Source organism: Streptomyces sp. NPDC058812, from assembly GCF_042744565.1.
GTDB classification, from domain to species: Bacteria; Actinomycetota; Actinomycetes; order Streptomycetales; family Streptomycetaceae; genus Streptomyces; species Streptomyces thinghirensis.
Genome location: NZ_JBHYOB010000015.1, coordinates 91,303 through 113,288 on the forward strand (window position 1 = coordinate 91,303; position 21,986 = coordinate 113,288).

22 protein-coding genes are annotated in these 21,986 nt (G+C 72.7%); 14 read left to right on the forward strand and 8 right to left on the reverse strand.

Translation table 11 applies throughout. From position 1 onward, the window contains the following. Nucleotides 1-10 precede the first annotated feature (10 nt). The gene (locus ACFW48_RS27440) at nt 11-1,045 is read right to left on the reverse strand and encodes an Lrp/AsnC family transcriptional regulator (protein WP_386318831.1); all 1,035 of its coding nucleotides are present in this window, start codon (nt 1,043-1,045) and stop codon (nt 11-13) included. A gap of 114 nt (nt 1,046-1,159) precedes the next feature. On the opposite strand from ACFW48_RS27440, the gene ACFW48_RS27445 reads away from it, so the two are divergent. The 5 genes from ACFW48_RS27445 to ACFW48_RS27465 are packed head-to-tail and all read left to right on the forward strand — an operon-like array spanning nt 1,160 to nt 7,725. Further along, complete coding sequence (locus tag ACFW48_RS27445) at nt 1,160-2,725, forward strand: ABC transporter substrate-binding protein (RefSeq protein WP_386318833.1); 1,566 nt, start codon at nt 1,160-1,162, stop codon at nt 2,723-2,725. Then, complete coding sequence (locus tag ACFW48_RS27450) at nt 2,725-3,747, forward strand: ABC transporter permease (protein ID WP_386318835.1); 1,023 nt, start codon at nt 2,725-2,727, stop codon at nt 3,745-3,747. Before ACFW48_RS27445 ends, ACFW48_RS27450 begins: the two co-directional genes overlap by 1 nt. An 11-nt stretch (nt 3,748-3,758) precedes the next feature. Beyond that, on the forward strand, nt 3,759-5,597 hold the full coding sequence (locus ACFW48_RS27455) for a dipeptide/oligopeptide/nickel ABC transporter permease/ATP-binding protein (RefSeq protein ID WP_386318837.1): 1,839 nt from the start codon (nt 3,759-3,761) through the stop codon (nt 5,595-5,597). Beyond that, nucleotides 5,594-6,460 carry an ABC transporter ATP-binding protein gene (locus ACFW48_RS27460; protein WP_386318839.1) on the forward strand — a complete coding sequence of 289 codons (867 nt, stop codon included), beginning with the start codon at nt 5,594-5,596 and terminating at the stop codon, nt 6,458-6,460. Before ACFW48_RS27455 ends, ACFW48_RS27460 begins: the two co-directional genes overlap by 4 nt. Beyond that, nucleotides 6,457-7,725: an amidohydrolase gene (locus ACFW48_RS27465; RefSeq protein WP_386318841.1), complete on the forward strand. Its 1,269-nt coding sequence runs from the start codon at nt 6,457-6,459 to the stop codon at nt 7,723-7,725. Before ACFW48_RS27460 ends, ACFW48_RS27465 begins: the two co-directional genes overlap by 4 nt. Here the strand turns inward: ACFW48_RS27465 and ACFW48_RS27470 are convergent. Further along, nucleotides 7,703-7,948 carry a DUF397 domain-containing protein gene (locus tag ACFW48_RS27470; RefSeq protein ID WP_386318842.1) on the reverse strand — a complete coding sequence of 82 codons (246 nt, stop codon included), beginning with the start codon at nt 7,946-7,948 and terminating at the stop codon, nt 7,703-7,705. The genes ACFW48_RS27465 and ACFW48_RS27470 overlap by 23 nt on opposite strands. After that, nucleotides 7,945-8,787: a Scr1 family TA system antitoxin-like transcriptional regulator gene (locus tag ACFW48_RS27475; RefSeq protein ID WP_386318844.1), complete on the reverse strand. Its 843-nt coding sequence runs from the start codon at nt 8,785-8,787 to the stop codon at nt 7,945-7,947. The genes ACFW48_RS27470 and ACFW48_RS27475 overlap by 4 nt, the downstream gene beginning before the upstream one ends. A gap of 149 nt (nt 8,788-8,936) precedes the next feature. Between ACFW48_RS27475 and ACFW48_RS27480 the strand changes: the two genes are divergently transcribed. Beyond that, entirely contained in the window at nt 8,937-9,368 is a 432-nt protein-coding gene (locus ACFW48_RS27480; protein WP_386318845.1) for an ATP-binding protein, read from the forward strand. A 44-nt stretch (nt 9,369-9,412) separates the two neighbouring features. Beyond that, complete coding sequence (locus ACFW48_RS27485) at nt 9,413-10,327, forward strand: HipA family kinase (RefSeq protein ID WP_386318847.1); 915 nt, start codon at nt 9,413-9,415, stop codon at nt 10,325-10,327. A gap of 355 nt (nt 10,328-10,682) precedes the next feature. On the opposite strand, the gene aceB is transcribed toward ACFW48_RS27485, so the two are convergent. Both aceB and ACFW48_RS27495 read right to left on the reverse strand, forming a co-directional pair. Continuing rightward, nucleotides 10,683-12,305: a malate synthase A gene (aceB, locus tag ACFW48_RS27490; RefSeq protein ID WP_310870362.1), complete on the reverse strand. Its 1,623-nt coding sequence runs from the start codon at nt 12,303-12,305 to the stop codon at nt 10,683-10,685. Nucleotides 12,306-12,489: 184 nt separating this feature from the next. Next, on the reverse strand, nt 12,490-13,098 hold the full coding sequence (locus tag ACFW48_RS27495) for an NTP transferase domain-containing protein (RefSeq protein WP_386318849.1): 609 nt from the start codon (nt 13,096-13,098) through the stop codon (nt 12,490-12,492). Nucleotides 13,099-13,321: 223 nt separating this feature from the next. Between ACFW48_RS27495 and ACFW48_RS27500 the strand changes: the two genes are divergently transcribed. Beyond that, nucleotides 13,322-13,609 (forward strand): DUF5955 family protein, encoded by a 288-nt coding sequence (locus tag ACFW48_RS27500; RefSeq protein ID WP_386318851.1) that lies wholly within the window; start codon nt 13,322-13,324, stop codon nt 13,607-13,609. A gap of 21 nt (nt 13,610-13,630) precedes the next feature. On the opposite strand, the gene allR is transcribed toward ACFW48_RS27500, so the two are convergent. Then, complete coding sequence (gene allR, locus ACFW48_RS27505; protein WP_386318853.1) at nt 13,631-14,434, reverse strand: allantoin degradation transcriptional regulator AllR; 804 nt, start codon at nt 14,432-14,434, stop codon at nt 13,631-13,633. A gap of 230 nt (nt 14,435-14,664) precedes the next feature. On the opposite strand from allR, the gene allB reads away from it, so the two are divergent. Together allB and alc are read left to right on the forward strand one after the other, a co-directional pair. Beyond that, a complete protein-coding gene (gene allB / locus ACFW48_RS27510; protein ID WP_386318855.1) occupies nt 14,665-16,002 on the forward strand; it encodes an allantoinase AllB in 1,338 nt (445 codons plus the stop codon). A gap of 62 nt (nt 16,003-16,064) precedes the next feature. Then, nucleotides 16,065-17,195: an allantoicase gene (alc, locus tag ACFW48_RS27515; protein WP_386318857.1), complete on the forward strand. Its 1,131-nt coding sequence runs from the start codon at nt 16,065-16,067 to the stop codon at nt 17,193-17,195. A 352-nt stretch (nt 17,196-17,547) separates the two neighbouring features. Here the strand turns inward: alc and ACFW48_RS27520 are convergent, their stop codons facing one another. Further along, a complete protein-coding gene (locus tag ACFW48_RS27520) occupies nt 17,548-18,318 on the reverse strand; it encodes an SDR family NAD(P)-dependent oxidoreductase (protein WP_386318859.1) in 771 nt (256 codons plus the stop codon). 134 nt (nt 18,319-18,452) lie between these two features. Here ACFW48_RS27520 and ACFW48_RS27525 point away from each other — a divergent pair, with 134 nt between their 5' ends. After that, entirely contained in the window at nt 18,453-19,067 is a 615-nt protein-coding gene (locus tag ACFW48_RS27525; protein ID WP_386318862.1) for a dihydrofolate reductase family protein, read from the forward strand. An 86-nt stretch (nt 19,068-19,153) separates the two neighbouring features. Then, nucleotides 19,154-19,549 (forward strand): ribonuclease domain-containing protein, encoded by a 396-nt coding sequence (locus ACFW48_RS27530; protein WP_386318865.1) that lies wholly within the window; start codon nt 19,154-19,156, stop codon nt 19,547-19,549. 49 nt (nt 19,550-19,598) lie between these two features. Here ACFW48_RS27530 and ACFW48_RS27535 read toward each other — a convergent pair whose 3' ends face one another. Continuing rightward, complete coding sequence (locus ACFW48_RS27535) at nt 19,599-19,799, reverse strand: hypothetical protein (protein ID WP_386318868.1); 201 nt, start codon at nt 19,797-19,799, stop codon at nt 19,599-19,601. Nucleotides 19,800-19,999: 200 nt separating this feature from the next. On the opposite strand from ACFW48_RS27535, the gene ACFW48_RS27540 reads away from it, so the two are divergent. Further along, on the forward strand, nt 20,000-21,229 hold the full coding sequence (locus ACFW48_RS27540; protein WP_386318871.1) for a sensor histidine kinase: 1,230 nt from the start codon (nt 20,000-20,002) through the stop codon (nt 21,227-21,229). 46 nt (nt 21,230-21,275) lie between these two features. Then, the gene (locus ACFW48_RS27545) at nt 21,276-21,956 is read left to right on the forward strand and encodes a response regulator (protein ID WP_386318873.1); all 681 of its coding nucleotides are present in this window, start codon (nt 21,276-21,278) and stop codon (nt 21,954-21,956) included. Nucleotides 21,957-21,986 lie beyond the last annotated feature (30 nt).

Genomic DNA, 21,986 nt, shown 5'->3' on the forward strand with positions numbered 1-21,986 from the left:
CCGCACCTCCTCAGCCGCCCCGGGAGGTGCGGTCGCCGTCCCGTACGTTCATGGGGACGTAGGCCAGGCTGCGGCCCAGCGCGTCCAGGACGCGCCCCATCCGCTTCACCCAGGTGAAGGTGACGCTGCGCTCCAGCACCCGTGCGGCCGGCCGGCGTTCGGCGAGCTGCGCCTCGAAGCGCGACAGTTCGCCCAGGCCGTGCAGCCACACCTGCACGAGCAGATTGGCCTCGCCCGCCACCGAACACACCAGGCGCGCCTGCCGCATCGCGCAGAGCGTCTCGGCGGTCTGCTCCAGCTCACCCGGCGGCACCGCCAGCCACAGCGTCGCGGTGACCCGCCAGCCGGCCATCAGGTGCGCCGTCTCGCAGCGCACCACCGCCCGGCCGCTGCCCAGCGCGGCGGCCAGCGTCCGGCGCACCGTGCTCTCCGGCTTGCCCAGTGTCTCGCCGAGCTGCGCGTAGGACTGGCGGCCGTCCGCGGCCAGGGCGATCACCAGCCGCTGCTCGTCGACGCCGGCCGGTTCCGCGCCCGCGCGTTCCGCCGCCGCCCGTTCCAGACCGCGCTGCTGACGCTGGCTCAGCGCGTCCATCCGCCATCGGCTCGCCTCCCGGTAGATGCGCTGCACCAGGTGGGTGCGGGTGCCGGTGATGCCCGGCAGCCGGCCCAGCCGGCGCAGCACGTACGCGGCGAGCGAGGCATGGTCGAGGGCGGCCACCGTCAGCAGCAGCCCGAAGGCGCCCGCGGTGATCTCCACGCTGTAGACGCGGCCGTCACCGGACAGCAGCGCGGCCGTCTCCTCGCAGGTGCCGGGCGCGCACGCCACCTGCACCAGCGCGAACGCCGCGTACTCCGCCTGCGCCCCGCCGGGATAGCAGGTGACCCACGCGCTGCCGCTCGCCCGCAGCCGCGCCCATCGCCGGGACAGGGTGGCCGGGTCCAGCCCCAGCGGGCCCGCGAGTCGGCTCCACGGGGCGCGCGGATCGAGCTGGAGCGCGTTGGCCAGCGCGAGGTCGGCCTCCGTCAAGGTGGCGGATTCCTGCACGATCCCTCCCTGTGGTGCGGATTCATGCAATCGAACGGCGCTCTGCCGTGCACTGCCGATTCTGTCAGCCATTCGGGTTCGCCTTCGCAAGACCCTCGTCCAGGGGAGACGCTCATGCCACGTTCCCGCCTCACCACAAGCGCCGTTCTGGCCGTTTCCGTCGGCCTCCTCGGCTCGGCCTGCACCACCTCCGCCGGTACCGGCGAAGACGACCGGTCGGCCGCCGGGGCCTCCACCATCCGCTACGGCGTCACCTCCGACGTCTCCACCTTCGACCCGGCCAAGGCGACCGCGGCGACCGAGTACACCTTGGCCCGCCTCACCTACGGGACCCTGGTCAGCCGTGACAACGGCGGCAGGTTCCTCCCGCAGCTCGCCGAGAAGTGGCAGGCCACCCCCACCTCGGCCACCTTCACCCTGCGCAAGGGACTGACCTGCTCCGACGGCAGCCCGCTGGAGGCCGAGGAGGTCGCCGCCTCGCTGCGCCGTTACGCCGACCCGGAGCGCGGATCGGCCGGCTCCGGACTGGTCTTCGGCCCCGGCGGCAAGCCCGAGATCACCACCGACGACGCGGCCCGCACCGTGTCGGTCAAGCTCGCCAAGCCCTGGTCCGACCTGGTCTCCGGCCTGGCCCTGCCCGTCACCGGCATCGTCTGCGAGCCCGGCCTGAAGGACCTGACGGCACTGGCCAAGGGACCGGTCGAGGGCGCCGCCAGCGGCGGCTACGTCCTCGCCAGGGCCCAGCGCGGCACCTCGTACACCTTCGAGCGGCGCGCCGACTACGACAGCTGGCCGCCCTACGCGGGCCAGCCGAAGGGCCGCCCGGCCGACACCTTCACCGTGCAGGTCGTCGGCAACGAGAGCACGCTCGCCAACCAGCTGAGCACCGGCGCTCTGGACTACGCCCCCTTCACCGGGCCCGACGCCGCCCGCTTCACCGGCGGTGACCGGCACACGAAGACCGCGCCGATCCTGCGCATGTACCTGGTCTTCAACGAGCGCGAGGGCCATCCCGGCGCCGACCCGAAGGTGCGCCGCGCGGTCGCCCAGGCCGTCGACGCCGCCGCCTACAACAAGGTGCACGGCGGCAAGGGCGAGGTGATGCGCAGCTTCGCCGACTCCACCACGCCCTGCGTGAACACCGACGCCTCGCTGCTCACCGAGCACGACCCGGCGGCGGCGAAGAAGGTCCTGGCCGGCCTGTCGCTGAAGGTCGCCGGCACCAACTCCATAGCGGGCGGGGCGGGCAACGCCTACGTGCAGGAGGCGCTGCGGGCCGCGGGCGCCGACGTGAAGCTGCGCAACGTCGACAACGCCACGTGGGCCACGGAGGTGATGGGCAACAAGGGCGACTGGGACGTGACCGTCATGGCGCACCTCAACCTGTCCGGCACTCTCACCAACGCCGCCCCGCTGCTGTCCGGGCAGGCACCGCCCCAGGGCCGGAACTTCGGCGACGTACGCAACGCCGGCTTCGCGCGGGCCTTCGGGCAGGCCATGTCCACCGTCGACGAGAAGGCCAAGTGCACGGCCTGGCAGAGCGCCCAGAAGGCACTGCTGGAACGCAACGACGTGGTGCCGCTGTCGACCGTCCCCGTCACCTTCGTCCTCGACAAGGACATCGACGGCGCCCTGGCCATGGGCTTCCTCGACCCGACGACCCTGCGGGTGAGCGGCTGATGGCGACCGCGCAGACGGCGACCGCGCTCGCCCCGGCCCCCGAGACGGAGAAGGAGAAGGGGGCGGCCGCCCGTCCCTGGGCCGTCTTCCTGCTCCGCCGCCTCACCGGCCTGTTCGCCGTGCTGGCCACCCTCGTCCTGGTCACCTTCCTGCTCGTCCAGCTGGTCCCCGGCGACCCGGCGCGGGCCGTGGCCGGCACCGACGCCGGCCCGCAGGAGATCGCGGTGCTGCGGCACGAGATGGGCCTGGACCAGTCGCTGCCCAGCCAGTTCGCCGCGTACCTCGGCGGGCTGCTGAACGGCGACCTGGGCACCTCCTTCCAGACCCGGCAGCCGGTGACCGACGTGATCGCCGAGCGGCTGCCGTTCACCGCGCAGCTCGCCTTCCTGTCCATCGCGGCGGTCCTCCTGCTGTCGGTGCCGCTCGGCATGGCCTGGGCCGTCGCCACCCGCGGCGGGCGCCGGCCGCGGCTGGACGGCGCGCTCACCTTCGCCACCGGTCTGGTCAGCGCGGTACCGGAGTACGTGCTCGGCACGCTCCTCGTCCTCGTCCTCGCGATCTGGGTCCCGCTGCTGCCCGCCGCGGGCGCCGCGAGCCTGTCGGCGATGGTGCTGCCCGTCACCGCCATCGCCCTGCCGGGCACCTGTGTGATGGCCCGGGTCGTGCGGCGGGAGACGGCCGGGGTACTGCGCCAGGACTACCTGCGCACCGCCCGCGGCAAACGCCTGCCCGCCACCGCCCTCTACGTCCGCCACGCACTGCCGAACCTGCTCACCGGCACCCTCACCCTCGGCGGGCTCAGCCTCGTCGCCCTGCTCGGCGGCACCGTCATCGTGGAGAGCGTCTTCGCCTGGCCCGGCATCGGCACCCGCGTCGTGCAGGCCATCCTCGCCCGCGACTACCCCGTCATCCAGGGGATCGTGCTGGTCCTCGGACTGCTCGCCGCCCTGGTCAACCTGCTCGTCGACGTCCTGCTCGGACTGCTCGACCCGCGCACCCTCACGGCGAGGAACGACACATGAGGACCCGGAACATGACACCTGGTCAGAGCACGCCCCGGCGGAACACGGCGCTGCGGATCGCCCTCGCCGGACTCGCCCTCGTCGCGGTGCTCGCCGTGATCGCGCCGTGGGTCTGGGGCGAGGAGGCGCGGCAACTGTCCGGCGCGGCCCGGCAGGGACCCTCCGGCGCCCACTGGCTCGGCACCGACGCCCTCGGCCGCGACGTACTGGCCCGGACCCTCGTGGCGACCCGGCTGACGCTGCTGATGACCCTGATCGCCACGGCCGTCGCCGCGGTGCTCGGCGTGCTCCTGGGCGGCGCGGTGTGCGTGGCCCGGCCCCGGCTGCGGAGCGCGGGGCTGCGGCTGATCGACGTGATGGTCTCCTACCCGGCGGTCATCCTCGCCCTGATGGTCGCGGCGGTGCTGGGCGCCGGTACCATCGCGGCGGTCGCCGGCATCGGCCTGGCCTGGACGCCCGCGTTCGCCCGCCTGACCGCCAACCTCGGGGCCTCCGTCGCGGGCCGGGACTTCGTCGCCACGGCCCGCTTGCTGGGCGTGCCGGCCCACCGGTTGCTCACCCGGCACCTGCTGCCCAACATCGCGGGCCCGCTGCTGGTCCTGGTGTCCGTGGTCTTCGCGGGCACGCTCACCGCCCTGTCCGCGCTGTCCTTCCTGGGCCTCGGCGTGCAGCCGCCGTCGTACGACTGGGGCGCCCTGCTCAGCAGCGGCCTGGAGGCGCTCTACACCAACCCCGCCGAGGCCGTGGGCCCGGCGCTGGCGATCACCGTGACCGGCGTACTGGCCTGCTTCGCCGGCGACGGACTCGCCGCGGCCGGCGACGGGCGCCGCCCGGCCGCCAGGCCGGACACGCGAACGGCACCGAGGGAACCGTCCGGTGCCACACCCGAGGACGCGGTGCTGGACGTGGACGGCCTCGACGTCGAACTGCCCGACGGTACACGGCTGGTGGACGGCGTCAGCCTGCACGTCATGCCCGGTGAGATCGTCGGCGTCGTCGGCGAGTCCGGCTCCGGCAAGAGCATGACCGCTATGGCCGTCGCCCGGCTGCTCCCCGACGGCGTCCGCGGCAACGCCGCCCGGCTGCGGCTGGGCACCATGGACCTGACCGGCCGACCCGACCCGGCCCGCCTCGCCACCGAACTCGGCATCGTCTACCAGGACCCCTCCGCCTCCTTCAACCCGGCACTGCGCGTCGGTGGCCAGCTCACCGAGGTACTGCGCCGGCACCGCGGCACCGGCCGCGCCGAAGCGGCCCGCCGGGCGGTCGCGGCCCTGGACGAGGTGCGCATCGACCGGCCGGAGACGGTGGCCCGCCGCCACCCGCACGAACTGTCCGGCGGCATGCGGCAGCGCGCCATGATCGCCACGGCACTGACGACCGGGCCCGCCCTGCTGATCGCCGACGAGCCGACCACCGCCCTCGACGTCACGGTGCAGGCGGAGGTGCTGGACCTGGTACGCGGCCTCAACCGCGAACACGGCACTTCGGTCCTGTTCATCTCGCACGACATCGGCGTGGTGACGAGCCTGTGCCACCGCGTGGTCGTGATGTACGCGGGCCGGATCGTGGAGGAACTGCGCGCTTCGGACCTGCGGGCCGGCCGCGCCCACCACCCCTACACCCGCGCCCTGCTGGCCGCCACCCCCCGCCTCGCCGAGGACCGCCCGCCGGGCCCGCTGGCGACCGTCCCGGGACGTCCGCCCAAACCCGCCGAACGACCCGCCGGTTGCGCCTTCGCCCCCCGCTGCCCGGTCGCCGTCGACGCCTGCGCCGGTACGGCACCCGCCACGGTGCCGCTCGGCGAGGGCCGCAGCGCCGCATGCCACCTCCTGGAGGCCGCCTCGTGAACCTGCTCCGCAAACGACCGACCCCCGACCCGGCGGAGACAGCCGGCGGAACCCCGGACCGCATCACCGTCGAGGATCTCACCGTCGCCTTCGGACGCGGCGCCCGGACGCACACCGCCCTCGACCGGGTCACGCTGCGGCTGGCGCCCGGCCGGGCCCTGGGCGTCGTCGGCGAGTCCGGCAGCGGCAAGTCCACCCTCGCCAAGACGGTGGTGGGCCTGGTACGACCGCGCGCCGGACGCGTCCTGCTCGACGGCCGGGACGTCTCCGTCCTGCGCGGCGCCGCCCTGACCGCCGTGCGGCGCCGCGTCCAGCTCGTGCCCCAGGACCCGAACGCCTCCCTCGACCCCCGCATGACGGCCGGCCGGGCCATCGCCGAGGCCATCGACCCGCGCCGGGCCGACGTCCGGCGGCACGCCGCCGAGGTCGCCCACTGGCTGGAGACGGTCGCCCTCGACCCGGACGCCGCCGACCGCTACCCGCACGAGTTCTCCGGCGGACAGCGCCAACGCATCGCCGTCGCCCGCGCGTTGGCCGTCCGGCCCGAGGTCGTCATCGCCGACGAGATCACCTCGTCCCTCGATTGCTCCGTCCAGGCCGAGGTCCTGAACCTCCTCGCCGACCTGCGCACCCGCCTGTCCCTGACGCTGCTGTTCATCTCCCACGACCTCGCCGTCGTACGGCACGTGTGCGACGAGGTCGCCGTCATGCACCGCGGCAGGGTCGTCGAGCACGGCCCCTGCGCGCGGGTGTACCGGTCGCCCGAGGACCCCTACACACGACGCCTGTTCGACAGCATCCCGGAGGTCGCCGCACCCGACGCCGGCGATTTCCGCCCCCACCGAGAGGACAGGACCCCATGACCTCCCTGCCCGCACCCGCACCCGCCGCCGCGACCGAGAGCCTCACCGCCTTCTACGAGGATCTGCACGCCCACCCCGAACTGTCCATGCGCGAACACCGCACCGCCGCCCGCCTCGCCGCCCGCCTGCGCGCGGTGGGCGACGAGCTGGAGGTGACGGAGGGCGTCGGCGGCACCGGCGTGGTCGGCGTACTGCGCAACGGCCCGGGCCCGGTCGTCATGGTGCGCGCCGACATGGACGCCCTCCCCGTCACCGAACGCACCGGTCTGTCCTGCGCCAGCACCGTGCCGGGCGTCATGCACGCCTGCGGCCACGACGTCCACCTCGCCTGCGCCGCCGGGGCGGTGGAACGGCTCCACGGCCGGCGCGAGGACTGGAGCGGCACGCTGCTCGTGGTCGGCCAGCCGGGCGAGGAGACCGCCGAGGGCGCCCGCGCCATGCTCGCCGACGGCCTGTTCACCCGCTTCCCCCGCCCCGACGTGATCCTCGGACAGCACGTGGGACCGGCCCCGGTGGGCACGGTAGGCCACCGCGCCGGGCTGCTGATGGCGGCCGCGCTGGACGTGGAGATCCGCATCTTCGGCCGCGGCGGTCACGGTTCGTCGCCCGAGCACTGCGTGGACCCCGTCGTGACCGCCGCCTACCTCGTCACCCGGCTCCAGACCGTGGTCTCCCGCGAACTCCCGCCGCAGGAAGCCGCGGTGGTCACCGTGGGCACCGTCCAGGCGGGCACCAAGGCCAACGTCATCCCCGAGGAAGCCCGGCTCACCCTCAACATCCGCACCCGCACCGACGCCGCCCGCACCCGCGTCCTGGCCGCCGTGCACCGCATCGCCGAGGCCGAGTGCGCGGCCTCCGGCTGCCCCTGCCCCCCGAAGCTGACCGCCTCCCACGACTTCCCGGTCACCAGCAACGATCCCACCGCGGTCGACCGCGTCCGCGCCGCGCACCGCGAGGCGTTCGGCGTGGAGGCGGTGCTGGAGTACGAGCCGCTGATGGGCAGCGAGGACTTCCCGCTGTTCGGCATGGCCGAGCACAACGGCGGTACGGACATCCCGACCGCCTACTGGTTCATCGGCGGCACGCCGTGGCCGGTGTGGAACGCGGCTCCGGGGGAGAGCCCCGCCGAGAAGCTCCTCTCCGTACCCGGGAACCACACGTCACGCTTCGCCCCGGACCCGGCCGCCCTGGACATCGGCGTCAGGGCCCTGGAGACGGCAGCGCTCGCGTACCTGGGCGGTGTCAGCGGCGGGCCGCGTACGTGAGGAAACGGGTCCACGCCGTGGGGGAGAGGGCGAGCTGAGCGTCGTACGGCACCTTGGAGTCACGGACGTGCACCGTCCCGGGGCAGGAGGCGACCTCGACGCAGTCGCCTTGGCTGCCGCTGCTGTAGCTGGACTTGTGCCAGGAAAGGGCGACCTCGACGCAGTCGTCGCCCTGGGAGCCGCTGTAACTGCTTTTGAACCAGGCCAGGTCGGACGTGCTCATAGCGCTCCTCGCATTCGCTCCAACAGGCCCAGGGAGTCCTCGGGGGTCAAGGCCTGTGAACGCATCTTGGCATAGCGCTGGTGGAGGCGGCTGATCTCTTTCGAGGCAGTGATGAGCCGCCCGTTCTCCTGCCCTTCTGAGTACCCGAACCACTGGTTGTCCGGAGTCTCGGCCAATCGCATCGGACCGTCCAGCCCCGCATGCACCGGCTGTCGGAGCGGCATCAACTGGAATTCCACGTTCCAGTGCCGCTCGACGACCTCCAGCAGGTGGTCGTACAGCTCCCGCGTCACCGCCTCGCCACCCGTGCAGCGTTCCAGGACCGCCTGCTCCACGATGAAGCTGAACGCAGTCGGAGGCTTCCGGCTCGTCGCCAGGAGTTCGTGCCGGGCCATGCGGGCTGTGATCCGGTCGTGCAAGTCCTCTTCGGCGGGCAGCGGCGGCACGCTGAAGGACACCGCCCGCGCATACGCCTCCGTCTGCAACAACCCCGGCACCACCCGGCATTCATACGTGTACAGACTCACCGCCTCCGCCTCGAACCGCGCCCACTGCCTGAACCAGCTCGCCAGCCCCGGTTGCCGTGACAGATGCCGTGCCGCGCCCCGTAGCGCCCCGAACGCGTCGAGGGCCTCCTCGGCGCGGTCCACGAAGTCCGCCGGAGGAAACCGCCGCCCCTGCTCGATCGAGGCCACCGTCGGCACCGAGTACCGCACCAGCGGCGCGAACTCCTCCTGCGTCAGCCCCGCCCGTTTGCGGAACGCCTTGACGACCTCGCCGAACGCCTTGAGGCTGTCCGACACCTCCGGCTCCCCCGCGCCGCCCGTACCGTCCGTCATCCAGGACACCTCCCGCCCGTCACGCCCACTCAACGGGCCCATGGTCACGGACGGTTACTCATACTGTCCACCGTCCGTACCCGTACGCTGACCCTGCGTACCGGTCGCTGATCTGGTGGAACGAAGTCGCCGCAGGTGGGATGGGCGGCATGAGACCAGCCCCCACCCCCCGACCCCCCGTCACCGCGCGTGTGTTCGCGCAGAGGTTCAGCTCCACCCCGCGCGGCGCCCGCCTGGCGCGGCATCTGACCCTGCACCGCCTGGACGTGTGGGGCATCCCGTACGGCTCGGCCGTGTCCGAGACGGCCGCGCTGCTCGTCGCCGAGCTGGCGGCGAACGCCGTGACGCACGGCCGGGTGCCCGGTCGGGACATCGAGGTACGGCTGCGGCTCGACGCGTACACACTGCGGATCGACGTGTCCGACAGCCGGGGGGAGCGCAGGCCGGAGAGGCCGGCGGCTGCAGCGCCGGAGGCCGAGGGCGGGCGGGGTCTGCTGCTCGTGGACGCGCTGGCCGACCGGTGGGGCGTACTGGACCGCGTACCGGTCGGCAAGACGGTCCGCGCCGAGCTGGACCTGTGAGGTCGGTGAAGGGCCCCCGGGGAAGAGTTGCATAACCTGGGAAAATGCTGACCGAAGTCACCGCCACGCACTACGTCGAGCCCCTGCACCACGGCGGCTCCGTCCCCGGTGTCGTGGAGGCCGACGACCTGGGCACGTACGTCGTGAAGTTCATCGGCTCCGCGCAGGGGCGCAAGGCGCTGGTCGCCGAGGTGATCGTCGGTGAGCTGGCCCGGGAGCTGGGGCTGCGGGTGCCCGAGCTGGCCCTCGTGCACTTCGACCCCGCGATCGCCAGCGGCGAACCGCACCAGGAGGTCCAGGACCTGCTGAACGCCAGCGCGGGGCTCAACCTCGGTATGGACTACCTGCCGGGCGCCGCCGACTTCACGCCCGAGGTGGCCACGTCGTTCCCGGTGGACCCGGTGGAGGCCGGGCGCGTCGTCTGGCTGGACGCCCTCACCGTGAACGTCGACCGTACCGTGCACAGCTCCAACCTCATGGTGTGGCCCACGTCCGGCACCGTGCCGCCGCGGCTGTGGCTGATCGACCACGGCGCGGCCCTGGTCTTCCACCACCGGTGGGACGCGTCGGCCCCGGAGAAGGCGTACGACTTCCGCCACCACGCCCTCGGCCACAGCGCCCCCGACGTGCGGGCCGCCGACGCGGAACTCGCACCGAAGGTGACCGACGAACTGCTGCGCGCGGTCGTCGGTCGGGTGCCGGACGCCTGGCTGGAGCCGGAGCCCGGCTTCGCGGGGCCGGACGCGCTGCGGGCGGCGTACGCGGACTACCTCGGCGCGCGGGTGAGGGCGTCCGCGCGGTGGCTGCCGACCGACTTCCCCAGCCGGGACGAGCTGGCCGCCGAGGAGGAGCGGCGCGCGGCATGCACCCGGCGGGGCCGGCCCGACTGGCTCAAGCAGGTCCCCGACCTGCACGGCAAGCCGTCGGCGGAGCGGGACTGGTCCGCGCATCTGGAGTGAGACCTGGACGCGAACCGTCCGCGCCCCCGGTGCTGTGCGGGACGCTTTTGGTTAATACGGGGCCTCGCGTGACGTCGGCCTTCAAGACCCGGTTGTGTTCTTGGAGGCCGACGTTGTCGTTTGGGGTGGGTGCGGGTGTCGATGCGGGCGAGCGGGCCGAGCGAGGTCCCGGCGGAGACCGGATCGACGCCCACCTCACCGAAACACCCCGAGCTCCCACCCGAACCAGCCACTTCGCAGCACTTCGCCCCGCTGAGCAACAAGCTCGACGGGGCGAAGTGATCAGGACCCCGAATTAACCAACAGCGTCCTGTGCGGTACCGGGGGCGCGGACGGGCTCCGCGGGAGCCGGGCGTCAGCCCTTCAGCTGCTCGTACGCCGGCAGCGTCAGGAAGTCGGCGTAGTCCTCGTCGAGGGAGACGGTCAGCAGCAGATCGTGGGCCTGCTGCCAGTTGCCGGCCGCGAAGGCCTCGTCGCCGATCTCGGCGCGGATGTTCGCCAGTTCCTCGGCGGCGACCTTGCGGGCCAGCTCGGCGGTGACCTGCTCGCCGTTGTCGAGGACGACCTCCGCGTTGATCCACTGCCAGATCTGCGAGCGGGAGATCTCGGCGGTGGCCGCGTCCTCCATCAGGTTGAAGATGGCGACCGCACCGAGGCCGCGCAGCCACGCCTCGATGTAGCGGATGCCGACCTGCACGGCGTTGACCAGGCCCGCGTACGTCGGCTTGGCGTCCAGGGAGTCGACGGCGATCAGGTCGGCCGCCTTGACGTCGACGTCCTCGCGCAGCCGGTCCTTCTGGTTGGGCCTGTCGCCGAGCACCTTGTCGAAGGACTCCATGGCGATCGGGACCAGGTCGGGGTGGGCGACCCAGGAGCCGTCGAAGCCGTCGCCGGCTTCGCGGTCCTTGTCGGCGCGGACCTTCTCGAAGGCCACCTTGTTGACCTCGGCGTCCCGGCGGGACGGGATGAACGCCGCCATGCCGCCGATCGCGTGCGCGCCCCGCTTGTGGCAGGTGCGGACGAGGAGTTCGGTGTACGCCCGCATGAACGGGGCGGTCATCGTCACCGCGTTGCGGTCCGGGAGCACGAACTTGGCGCCGCCGTCACGGAAGTTCTTGACGATGGAGAACAGGTAGTCCCAGCGGCCCGCGTTCAGACCGGAGGCGTGGTCGCGCAGTTCGTAGAGGATCTCCTCCATCTCGTACGCGGCCGTGATCGTCTCGATCAGGACGGTGGCGCGGACGGTGCCCTGCGGGATGCCGACGTAGTCCTGCGCGAAGACGAAGACCTCGTTCCAGAGGCGGGCCTCCAGGTGCGACTCGGTCTTCGGGAGGTAGAAGTACGGGCCCTTGCCGAGGTCCAGCAGGCGCTGGGCGTTGTGGAAGAAGTACAGGCCGAAGTCGACCAGGGCGCCGGGGACCGGCCGGCCGTCGACCTGGAGGTGGCGCTCGTCGAGGTGCCAGCCGCGCGGGCGCATGACGACCGTCGCCAGCTCCTCGTCCGGGCGCAGGGCGTACGACTTGCCGGTGCGCTCGTCGGTGAAGTCGATGCTCCGGGTGTAGGCGGAGGCCAGGTTGAGCTGGCCGAGGACGACGTTCTCCCAGGTCGGCGCGGAGGCGTCCTCGAAGTCCGCGAGCCAGACCTTCGCGCCCGAGTTGAGGGCGTTGATGGTCATCTTGCGGTCGGTGGGGCCGGTGATCTCGACCCGGCGGTCCTGCAGCGCGGCCGGGGCCGGCGCCACCTTCCAGGAGTCGTCCGCGCGGACGGCGGCGGTCTCCGGGAGGAAGTCGAGCGTGGAGGTGCGGGCGATCTCGGCGCGGCGCTCCGCACGGCGGGCGAGGAGTTCGTCACGCCGGGGCGTGAACCGCCGGTGCAGCTCGGCCACGAAGGCGAGCGCCGCATCGGTGAGGACCTCCTCCTGCCGGGGCAGGGGCTCGGCGTCGACGATGGCCAGCGTGGACGGCGCTGGTGCGGACATGAGCTGTCACTTCCTTCAGCGGTGGCACCGGGTGCCAACGGGCACGTATGGGGCATAGCGCACTCGCTGTGCGGTCGAGTGCTTCTGGTCAGTGGATAGTAGTTTCCTCATTGTGGAACTTCAATGGTTTGTTGATGTCGAGATTCTCTGAGTCGAGGGAAGGTGGCGCCCAGTGCCACGCCCCTCACTCAAGGTGGCGCAGGTCGGCCTCTGTGTCGATGTCGTACGGCCGCGCCACGTCCGCGCACTCCACGAGCGCGATGTCCGTCTCGTGTTCCCTCAGATAGGCGCGTGCCCCCCGGTCCCCGGTGGCAGTCGCCGAGACACCCGCCCAGTGGGCGGCGCCGAGGAGGACGGGATGCCCACGTTCACCCGCGTACGCCGCCGACGCGAGCGATGTCTCGTCCCGGTAGGCGGCGCGCACCCGTGCCATCGCCTCCGCGCCGATGCCGGGCTGGTCCACCAGTGAGACCAGCGCGGCCCGTGTCCCCGCCCCGGCCGGCCCGGCCAGCGAGTCGAGCCCGGCGCGCAGTGACGACCCCATGCCCTGCTCCCAGTCGGGGTTGTCCACGACGACGCACCCGTCGAGCGCCGCCCGAGCGCGTACGGCCTCGGCCCGCGCCCCCAGGACGACGTGCACGCGGGCGCAACCGGCCGCGCGCAACGCGGCGATCGCGTGTTCGACGAGTGGATGTCCGCGGTGTTCGAGCAACGCCTTGGGGCGCCCGCCGAGTCGCCGCCCGCCCCCGGCGGCGAGCAGCAGCCCCGCTACCTGGTCTTCGTTCTCCGTCATGCGTCCTGCATACCTGACCGCCCGCCAAACGCTCCGGCGTGCGCGGGGTTCCGGGAGACTGAAATTCGGTCCGCGCGGTGGCGCGTCCGGTGCGGTGTGGCGTTTACTGGCCCGCGTCCCGGCGCCCGACCTGTTTCAGGGGCGCTCGGCGCGATCACCACGTAGGGGCGCACAACGGGGTGCGAGGGGGAGGGCTGCGTTGCGGAGCTTGGGGCAGAGGCAAGTGACCGTGGGTGACGAGGACGTGAGGGTGGCGGCACTGCGGACCGCGGTGTCCCGGTTGCGCCGCCAGCTCGCCCTGTTGCCTGCCGATTTCCCGGACCGGGCCATCGCCGAGGACGAGCTGGCCGACCTTGCCGCGATGACGAACCACGGTGTCCCCGAGGTGCCGCGGCTGCACCGCGCCCTGCTGCTGATAGCCGGTGCGATCGGCTCCGTCAGCGCCCTGTCCCGGGGGCTGACGGAGGTCCGTCACGCCGTGGAACTGTTCGGCGACCCGCCGCGCCGCTGAGTCCCTCGACGAGGGGGCGGGTTACGCGGTCGGGTTGCCGTTCGAGGTGAGTAGGGCCTCCGACAGCTCCGCCGCCACCTGCTGGAGCAGTGGCACCATCCGGTCGGTCGCGGCCTCCGTGACCCGGCCGGCCGGACCGGAGATCGAGATGGCGGCCGCGGTGGGGGAGTTCGGTACGGAGACGGCCAGGCAGCGGACGCCGATCTCCTGCTCGTTGTCGTCGATCGCGTATCCCTGGCGCCGCACGTCCTCCAGTGCCGCGATGAAGCCGTCCGCGGTGGTGATCGTCTTGTCGGTCGCGGCCGGCATGCCGGTCCGGCCCAGCAGGGCCCGCACCTCGTCCGCCGGGAAGTCCGCGAGCAGCGCCTTGCCGACGCCGGTGGAGTGCGGCAGGACGCGGCGGCCGACCTCGGTGAACATGCGCATCGAGTGCTTGGACGGCACCTGGGCGACGTACACGATCTCGTCCCCGTCGAGCAGCGCCATGTTCGCCGTCTCGCCGGTCTCCTCGACCAGGCGGGCCAGGTGCGGGCGGGCCCAGGTGCCGAGCAGCCGGGCGGCGGACTCGCCGAGCCGGATCAGGCGGGGGCCGAGCGCGTAGCGGCGGTTGGGCTGCTGGCGTACGTATCCGCAGGCCACGAGCGTGCGCATCAGGCGGTGGATGGTGGGCAGCGGCAGCCCGCTGCTCGCGGAGAGCTCGCTGAGGCCGACCTCGCCGCCCGCGTCCGCCATCCGTTCGAGCAGGTCGAAGGCGCGCTCCAGGGACTGGACGCCGCCTGTGGCGGACCTGGCGGAGTCGGTGGTGCTGGCGCTGGACGTCGGCACGGCACGTTCCTTTCGGGGCTGGCGGGAGGAAAGAAGCGTACCCGGCGGCCGGTTGACTACCGGCTTGTACGTAGCTACGTTCTGCTTGCTGGAATTCTAATTCCGCTTTGTGGAAACGTCCAGGGTGTGCCCGCCGGGCATGCCCGCACAAAGGGTGCCTCTTGACGGCGCGGAACCGGGAATGAAGACTTCTTCAACAGAACGTTGAAATCGGCGAGAGAGAGGTTCGGGTGTCCGAAGCTGAACTGGTGCTGCGCTCGACGCGCGTCATCACTCCCGAGGGGATACGCGCCGCGTCGATCGCGGTGACCGGGGAGAAGATCACGGCCGTCCTGCCGTACGACGCCCCCGTCCCGGCGGGCGCCCGACTGGAGGACGTCGGCGACCACGTCGTCCTGCCCGGCCTGGTCGACACCCACGTGCACGTGAACGACCCCGGCCGCACCGAGTGGGAGGGCTTCTGGACCGCCACCCGCGCCGCGGCGGCCGGCGGCATCACCACCCTCGTCGACATGCCCCTGAACTCCATCCCGCCGACCACCACGGTCGAGAACCTGCGCACCAAGCGCGAGGTCGCCGGGGACAAGGCCCACATCGACGTCGGCTTCTGGGGCGGCGCCCTGCCCGACAACGTCAAGGACCTGCGCCCGCTGCACGAGGCCGGGGTCTTCGGCTTCAAGGCCTTCCTGTCGCCGTCGGGTGTGGACGAGTTCCCGCACCTCGACCAGGAGCAGCTCGCCCGGTCGCTCGCGGAGATCGCGGCCTTCGACGGCCTGCTGATCGTGCACGCCGAGGACCCGCACCACCTGGCCGCGGCCCCGCAGCAGGGCGGCCCGAAGTACTCGCACTTCCTCGCCAGCCGCCCGCGCGACGCCGAGGACACCGCGATCGCCGCGCTCCTCGCGCAGGCCAAGCGGCTCAACGCGCGCGTGCACGTGCTCCACCTGTCCTCGAGCGACGCCCTGCCGCTGATCGCCGAGGCCCGCGCCGAGGGCGTACAGGTCACCGTCGAGACGTGCCCCCACTACCTCACCCTCACCGCCGAGGAAGTGCCGGACGGCGCCAGCGAGTTCAAGTGCTGCCCGCCGATCCGCGAGGCCGCCAACCAGGACCTCCTGTGGCAGGCGCTGGTGGACGGCACCATCGACTGCGTGGTCACCGACCACTCGCCGTCCACCGCCGACCTCAAGACCGACGACTTCGCCACCGCCTGGGGCGGCATCGCCGGCCTCCAGCTCAGCCTGCCGGCCATGTGGACCGCGGCCCGCGAGCGCGGCCTGGGCCTGGAGGACATCGTGCGCTGGATGTCGGCGCACACGGCACGCCAGGTGGGTCTCGACGGACGCAAGGGCGCCATCGCGGCCGGCCACGACGCCGACTTCGCGGTCCTCGCCCCCGACGAGACCTTCACCGTCGACCCGGCCGCCCTCCAGCACCGCAACCGCGTCACCGCGTACGCGGGCAAGACCCTGTACGGCGTCGTGAAGTCCACCTGGCTGCGCGGACAGCGCGTCGTGGCGGACGGCGCGTTCACCGAGCCGAAGGGACAGCTCCTCACCCGGACCTGACCCGTCCGGACCCCCTGAATCCAGATCACCTCGAACGACCCCGAAAGGAACACCTGATCACCGTGACGGCCCAGCAGAACCCCTCGTTGGCCAGCTTCACCGGCGACGCGAACCCCTACGGAGGCGGCGACCCGTACGCGGACTACCGCACCGCCGACCTCCCCTTCACCCAGTACGCCAACCTTGCCGACCGGCAGCTCGGCGCGGGTGTCGTCGCCGCCAACGACGAGTTCTTCGCCCAGCGCGAGAACCTGCTGGTGCCCGAGCCCGCCGAGTTCGACCCCGAGCACTTCGGGCACAAGGGCAAGGTCATGGACGGCTGGGAGACCCGCCGCCGCCGCGGCGTCTCCGCCGAGCACCCCTGGCCCACCGAGGACGACCACGACTGGGCGCTGATCCGCCTCGGCGCCCCCGGCGTGATCCGCGGCATCGTCGTGGACACCGCCCACTTCCGCGGCAACTACCCGCAGGCGGTCTCCGTCGAGGGCGCCTCCGTCGCCGGCTCCCCCTCGCCCGAGGAACTGCTCGCGGACGACGTGAAGTGGACGACCCTCGTCCCGCGCACCGCGGTCGGCGGCCACGCGGCCAACGGCTTCGCCGTCTCGGCCGAGCAGCGCTTCACGCACCTGCGCCTGGGGCAGCACCCCGACGGTGGCATCGCCCGCCTGCGCGTGTACGGCGAGGTCGTTCCGGACCCGGCGTGGCTCACGGCCCTCGGCACCTTCGACGTGGTCGCCCTGGAGAACGGCGGCCAGGTCGAGGACGCCTCCAACCTCTTCTACTCGCCGGCCACCAACACCATCCAGCCGGGCCGCTCCCGCAAGATGGACGACGGCTGGGAGACCCGCCGCCGCCGCGACCAGGGCAACGACTGGATCCGCTACCGCCTCGTGGATCGCTCCCAGATCCGCGCGATCGAGATCGACACGGCCTACCTCAAGGGCAACTCGGCGGGCTGGGCGTCGGTGTCCGTGAAGGACGGCGAGTCCGGCGAATGGCGCGAGGTGCTCCCGCGTACCCGGATGCAGCCCGACACCAACCACCGCTTCGTCCTGCCCGAGGCGGCCGTCGGCACCCACGCGCGCGTGGACATCTTCCCCGACGGCGGCATCTCCCGCCTGCGCCTGTTCGGCTCCCTGACGGAGGACGGCGCCACCCACCTGGCCGCCCGCCACCAGGAACTCGGCGGCTGACCCGAGAGACGGACCGGCCGTCCTGCCGAACAGGGCGGCCGACCCACGAACGGACCGGCCGCCCCACCGGAACGGGGCGGTCGGCCCTTCAGGACCCGCGGGGCGCACCGGCTGGACAGCACCGGTGCGCCCCGCGGCTCATACGCGTGAGACGAACGCGGCGCCCACGCCGGTGTCCGCCACCTACGCCGCTCATGCCGTGTGCCTGGCGTCGACGCCGTGTGCCCGCCGCTTACGCCGCGAGTCCGTTGTCTACGTGGCGAGTCCGCTGCTTACGCCGTGTGCCTGCCGCTTACGCCGCGAGTCCGTTGTCTACGTGGCGAGTCCGCTGCTTACGCCGTGTGCCCGCCGCCTACGCCGCGTGCCCGCCGTCCACCGCGAACTCCGCGCCCGTGACGTACGAGGCAGCCGCCAGGTACGCCACCGTAGACGCGACCTCGTCCGCCGTGCCGAAGCGGCCCAGTGCCGTCATGGCCGCCTGCCCGTCGGCGTAGGGACCGTCCGCCGGGTTCATGCCGGTGTCGATCGGCCCGGGGTGGACGATGTTCGCCGTGATCCCCCGCGGGCCCAGCTCCCTGGCCAGGGCCTTGGTCAGCCCGATCAGCGCCGACTTGCTCATCGCGTAGAGCGTCCCGCCCGGTCCGGGCACCCGCTGGGTCATGCAGGTGCCGATCGTGATGATCCGGCCGCCCCCGGACATGTGGGACGCGGCCGCCTGCGAGGTCAGGAAGACCCCGCGCACGTTCACGGCCAGCAGCCGGTCGACGTCGGCGAGCGACAGGCCCTCCAGCGGGCCGAGCAGGCCCAGGCCCACGTTGTTGACCAGCACGTCGAGGCGTCCGCCGAGTGCCTGGGCCGCCCGCTCCACCACCCCGGCCGCCTCGTCGGCGTCGGCGGAGTCCGCCCGCAGGGCCACCGCCCGCCGCCCCAGTGCCTCGACCGCCCGTACGACGTCCTCGGCCGCGTCCTTGCCGTTCACATAGGTGAGGGCCACGTCGGCGCCCTCCCCCGCCAGGCGCAGCGCGGTCGCCGCGCCGATACCGCGACTGCCGCCCGTCACCAGGGCGGTCCGGCCGGTCAGAGGCGCCGAAGAGTGAGTAAGTGTTTCCGTGTTCGTGTTCATGGGTCCATCCCAGCGGGCCGGACCCCCGCGCGCTGGCGGCGAACGGACGTCGACCTGACCGATGAGTCGCGGGCGCGGGCGGAGTCCGAACCGGTGACAGCGAAGACCACGACACCGGAAAGCAGGCACCCGTCATGGGCAAGCTCGTACTCACCACGTTCATCACACTCGACGGCGTCTACCAGGCCCCCGGCGGGCCCCGGGAGGACACCCGCGACGGCTTCGAGCAGGGCGGCTGGAGCGTTCCGTACGGCGACGAGGACTTCGGCCGGTTCGTCGACGAGGTGTTCGGCCGGGTCGGCGCGTTCCTCCTGGGCCGCCGCACGTACGACATCTTCGCCTCGTACTGGCCGAAGATGACCGACCCGGCCGACCCCGTCGCCTCCAAGCTGAACGGCCTGCCGAAGTACGTCGCCTCCACCACCCTCACCGACCCCGGCTGGGCGGGCACGACCGTGCTCGGCGGTGACCTGGCCAAGGAGGTCACGGCGCTGAAGGAGCGCACCGACGGAGAGCTCCAGGTGCACGGCAGCGGAGCCCTCGCGGGTTCGCTGCTGGCGCTCGACCTCGTCGACACCGTCCACCTGCTGACCTTCCCCGTGGTGCTCGGTGCGGGGCGCCGCCTCTTCGCGGAGGGCGCCCTGCCGACGGCCTTCCGGCACACCGGCGGGCGGGTGACGGCCGCGGGCGTCTCCATCCAGTCGTACGACCTGGCCGGGCGCCCCGAGTACGGCTCGTGCGAGCTGTGAACTCGCCGAAAACACATATGACTTCCCGGTAAACTCCACGGCCTTGTCATTGACATGCCACTCTCTACGCGCGTCATCATGAGGCCATGCGATTCCCCCCACACGCCGCTCGGCTCGGCGCGGCAGCCGCAGCCCTGTCCGCCCTTCTCGTGGGCGGCACCGTCTCCGCGACCACGGCCGGTGCCGCCCCCGCGGCGGTCGGCGACATCTGCTACAGCGACCTTCCCTCGCAGGCGCACGACACGCTCGACCTGATCGAGCAGGGCGGTCCCTACCCCTTCGAACAGGACGGCACCGTCTTCCAGAACAGGGAGGGCATCCTGCCCAGCCGGTCCACCGGCTACTACCACGAGTACACGGTGATCACCCCCGGCTCCGACACGCGCGGTGCCCGCCGGATCGTCACCGGTGACGCTTCCCGGGAGGACTACTACACGGCCGACCACTACGCCTCGTTCGACCTCGTCGACCACGGCTGCTGACGGCGGCGACCACCGGGTCAGGGGCCTGGGCGGGCCCGGGCAAGGCGGCTCACCCGGACTTCCGGCTCTCGGCGGCGGCGAACAGCGCGCCGCCGAGAGCGAGTAGCACGACACTCGCGTAGACCTCGTAGCCGTCGAGGAGACCGATCCGCTGCACCAGGCCCCAGTCCCAGTCGGTGAACTCGTGCACCAGGCCCGCCACACCCTGGATCACGGCCATCAGGCCCAGGAACTCCAGCAATTCCTTCATGACCCCGACTCTCGCCCCGCGGTCCCCCCACACACATCGGCCGCGGGGCGAGCCCTGCCCGACGGAAGGCTCCGTCCTGTGCGACCCGGCGCGCCGAAAGTCGCCGGTCCTGCGACTTTGGTCGGTGATCCCGTCCTCCCTGCCGTCGCGGCCGCCGTCGCTGCGTAGATTTGTCGACTGTGAACAGTGACAAGCAGGCCATGACACCCCCCGCCTTCGCGAGGCGGCGCTGGGTGCTGCCGGCGGCGCTGGTCGAGGACCTGTACCCGGAATCGCGGCGGCCCGGCGGGCGGCCCCGGCGCACCGCGCGCGACTGGATCGTCGACTTCGCGTGCTTCCTGCTCGCGGTCGGCATCGGTCTGCTGGCCGCCGACGCGCTCCAGGACGAGCCGGACCTCTCACCGGCCATGGAGGTCGCCGACCAGGTGGTCGGCGCCCTGGCCTGCGCCGCCGTCTGGCTCCGGCGCCGGTGGCCGGTCGGGCTGGCCGTGGCGATGGTGCCCGTCTCCCTCGTCTCGGCCACCGCGGGAGGTGCCGTCCTCGCCTCCCTGTTCACGCTCGCCGTACACCGGCCCTTCCGGTACGTGGCCTGGATCGGCGGCGCGAGCCTCGCCCTGACACCCTTGTACTACTGGATGCGCCCGGAACCCGGCCTGCCCTACCTGGCGTCGCTCGTCATCGCCTTGTTGCTCGCCGTCGCGGTCGTCGGCTGGGGCCTGCTCGTCCGGTCCAAGCGCCAGCTCCTGCTCAGCCTCCGCGACCGGGCCCGACGCGCCGAGACGGAGGCGCGGTTGCGGGCCGAGCAGGCGCAACGGCTGGCCCGGGAGGCCATCGCCCGTGAGATGCACGACGTCCTCGCGCACCGGCTGACGCTGCTCAGCGTCCACGCGGGCGCCCTGGAGTTCCGGCCCGACGCGCCCCGCGAGGACGTGGCGCGAGCGGCCGGTGTCATCCGCGAGAGCGCGCACGAGGCCCTCCAGGACCTGCGGGAGATCATCGGCGTCCTGCGGGCCGGGGAGTCCGATGACGCGGGCCGACCCCAGCCGACGCTCGCGGCACTGGACGCGCTGGTCGCCGAGTCCCGGGAGGCCGGCATGAAGGTCGCCCTGGCCGGCCGTGTCACCGACCCCGCCGCCGTGCCCGCCTCCGTCGGCCGCACCGCGTACCGCATCGCCCAGGAGGCCCTGACCAACGCGCGCAAGCACGCCCCCGGCACCGAGGTCACCGTCTCCGTCACCGGAGCCCCGGGCGACGGTCTCGCCATGTCCGTGCGCAACGCCCCGTCCGAGGGCGAGGTGCTCCACGTGCCCGGCTCCGGGCAGGGCTTGATCGGGCTGACCGAGCGCGCCACGCTCGCGGGCGGCACCCTGGAGCACGGCCCCACGCCCGAGGGTGGCTTCGAGGTGCGGGCACGGCTGCCGTGGGGGTGAGCCGGGGACCGAGTCGCCCGTCGGCAACCGTGATTTCGTATGGGCCATGACTGCGATCAGACTGCTCCTCGTCGACGACGACCCGCTGGTGCGGGCCGGGCTCTCCTTCATGCTGGGCGGGGCCGAAGACGTCGAGATCGTCGGCGAGGCCGCCGACGGGGACGAGGTCGAGGCGCTCGTCGACCGCACCCGCCCGGACGTCGTCCTCATGGACATCCGGATGCCGGTGGTGGACGGCCTGACGGCGACCGAGCGGCTGCGGGGCCGCCCGGACGCCCCGCAGGTGGTCGTGCTCACCACCTTCCACGCGGACGAGCAGGTGCTGCGGGCCCTGCGCGTGGGCGCCGCCGGCTTCGTCCTCAAGGACACCCCGCCCGCGGAGATCCTCGACGCGGTACGCAGGGTGGCGGCGGGCGACCCCGTCCTGTCGCCCGCCGTGACCCGGCGGCTGATGGAGCACGCGGCCGGTACCACCGCCGACACCAGGCGCACGCGCGCGCGGAAGCGCGTCACCGCCCTCAACGACCGTGAGCGCGAGGTCGCCGTCGCGGTCGGCCGGGGCCTGGCCAACGCCGCCATCGCGGCGGAACTCTTCATGAGCGTCGCCACCGTCAAGACCCACGTCTCCCGCATCCTGGCCAAGCTCGACCTCAACAACCGGGTCCAGGTGGCCCTGCTGGTCTACGACGCGGGGCTGCTGGACGAAGACGGGGAGGACGGGCCCTAGGGTCTGTGGCACGGGCGTTGCCGGGAAGGT

Bases quoted from the DNA above. Each gene is read 5' to 3' on its own strand.
- ACFW48_RS27445 (WP_386318833.1), top strand. From the start codon at position 1,160: ATGCCACGTTCCCGCCTCACCACAAGCGCCGTTCTGGCCGTTTCCGTC.
- ACFW48_RS27450 (WP_386318835.1), top strand. From the start codon at position 2,725: ATGGCGACCGCGCAGACGGCGACCGCGCTCGCCCCGGCCCCCGAGACG.
- ACFW48_RS27455 (WP_386318837.1), top strand. From the start codon at position 3,759: ATGACACCTGGTCAGAGCACGCCCCGGCGGAACACGGCGCTGCGGATC.
- ACFW48_RS27465 (WP_386318841.1), top strand. From the start codon at position 6,457: ATGACCTCCCTGCCCGCACCCGCACCCGCCGCCGCGACCGAGAGCCTC.
- ACFW48_RS27470 (WP_386318842.1), bottom strand. From the start codon at position 7,948: ATGAGCACGTCCGACCTGGCCTGGTTCAAAAGCAGTTACAGCGGCTCC.
- ACFW48_RS27475 (WP_386318844.1), bottom strand. From the start codon at position 8,787: ATGACGGACGGTACGGGCGGCGCGGGGGAGCCGGAGGTGTCGGACAGC.
- ACFW48_RS27480 (WP_386318845.1), top strand. From the start codon at position 8,937: ATGAGACCAGCCCCCACCCCCCGACCCCCCGTCACCGCGCGTGTGTTC.
- ACFW48_RS27485 (WP_386318847.1), top strand. From the start codon at position 9,413: ATGCTGACCGAAGTCACCGCCACGCACTACGTCGAGCCCCTGCACCAC.
- aceB (WP_310870362.1), bottom strand. From the start codon at position 12,305: ATGTCCGCACCAGCGCCGTCCACGCTGGCCATCGTCGACGCCGAGCCC.
- ACFW48_RS27495 (WP_386318849.1), bottom strand. From the start codon at position 13,098: ATGACGGAGAACGAAGACCAGGTAGCGGGGCTGCTGCTCGCCGCCGGG.
- ACFW48_RS27520 (WP_386318859.1), bottom strand. From the start codon at position 18,318: ATGAACACGAACACGGAAACACTTACTCACTCTTCGGCGCCTCTGACC.
- ACFW48_RS27525 (WP_386318862.1), top strand. From the start codon at position 18,453: ATGGGCAAGCTCGTACTCACCACGTTCATCACACTCGACGGCGTCTAC.
- ACFW48_RS27530 (WP_386318865.1), top strand. From the start codon at position 19,154: ATGCGATTCCCCCCACACGCCGCTCGGCTCGGCGCGGCAGCCGCAGCC.
- ACFW48_RS27535 (WP_386318868.1), bottom strand. From the start codon at position 19,799: ATGAAGGAATTGCTGGAGTTCCTGGGCCTGATGGCCGTGATCCAGGGT.
- ACFW48_RS27540 (WP_386318871.1), top strand. From the start codon at position 20,000: ATGACACCCCCCGCCTTCGCGAGGCGGCGCTGGGTGCTGCCGGCGGCG.
- ACFW48_RS27545 (WP_386318873.1), top strand. From the start codon at position 21,276: ATGACTGCGATCAGACTGCTCCTCGTCGACGACGACCCGCTGGTGCGG.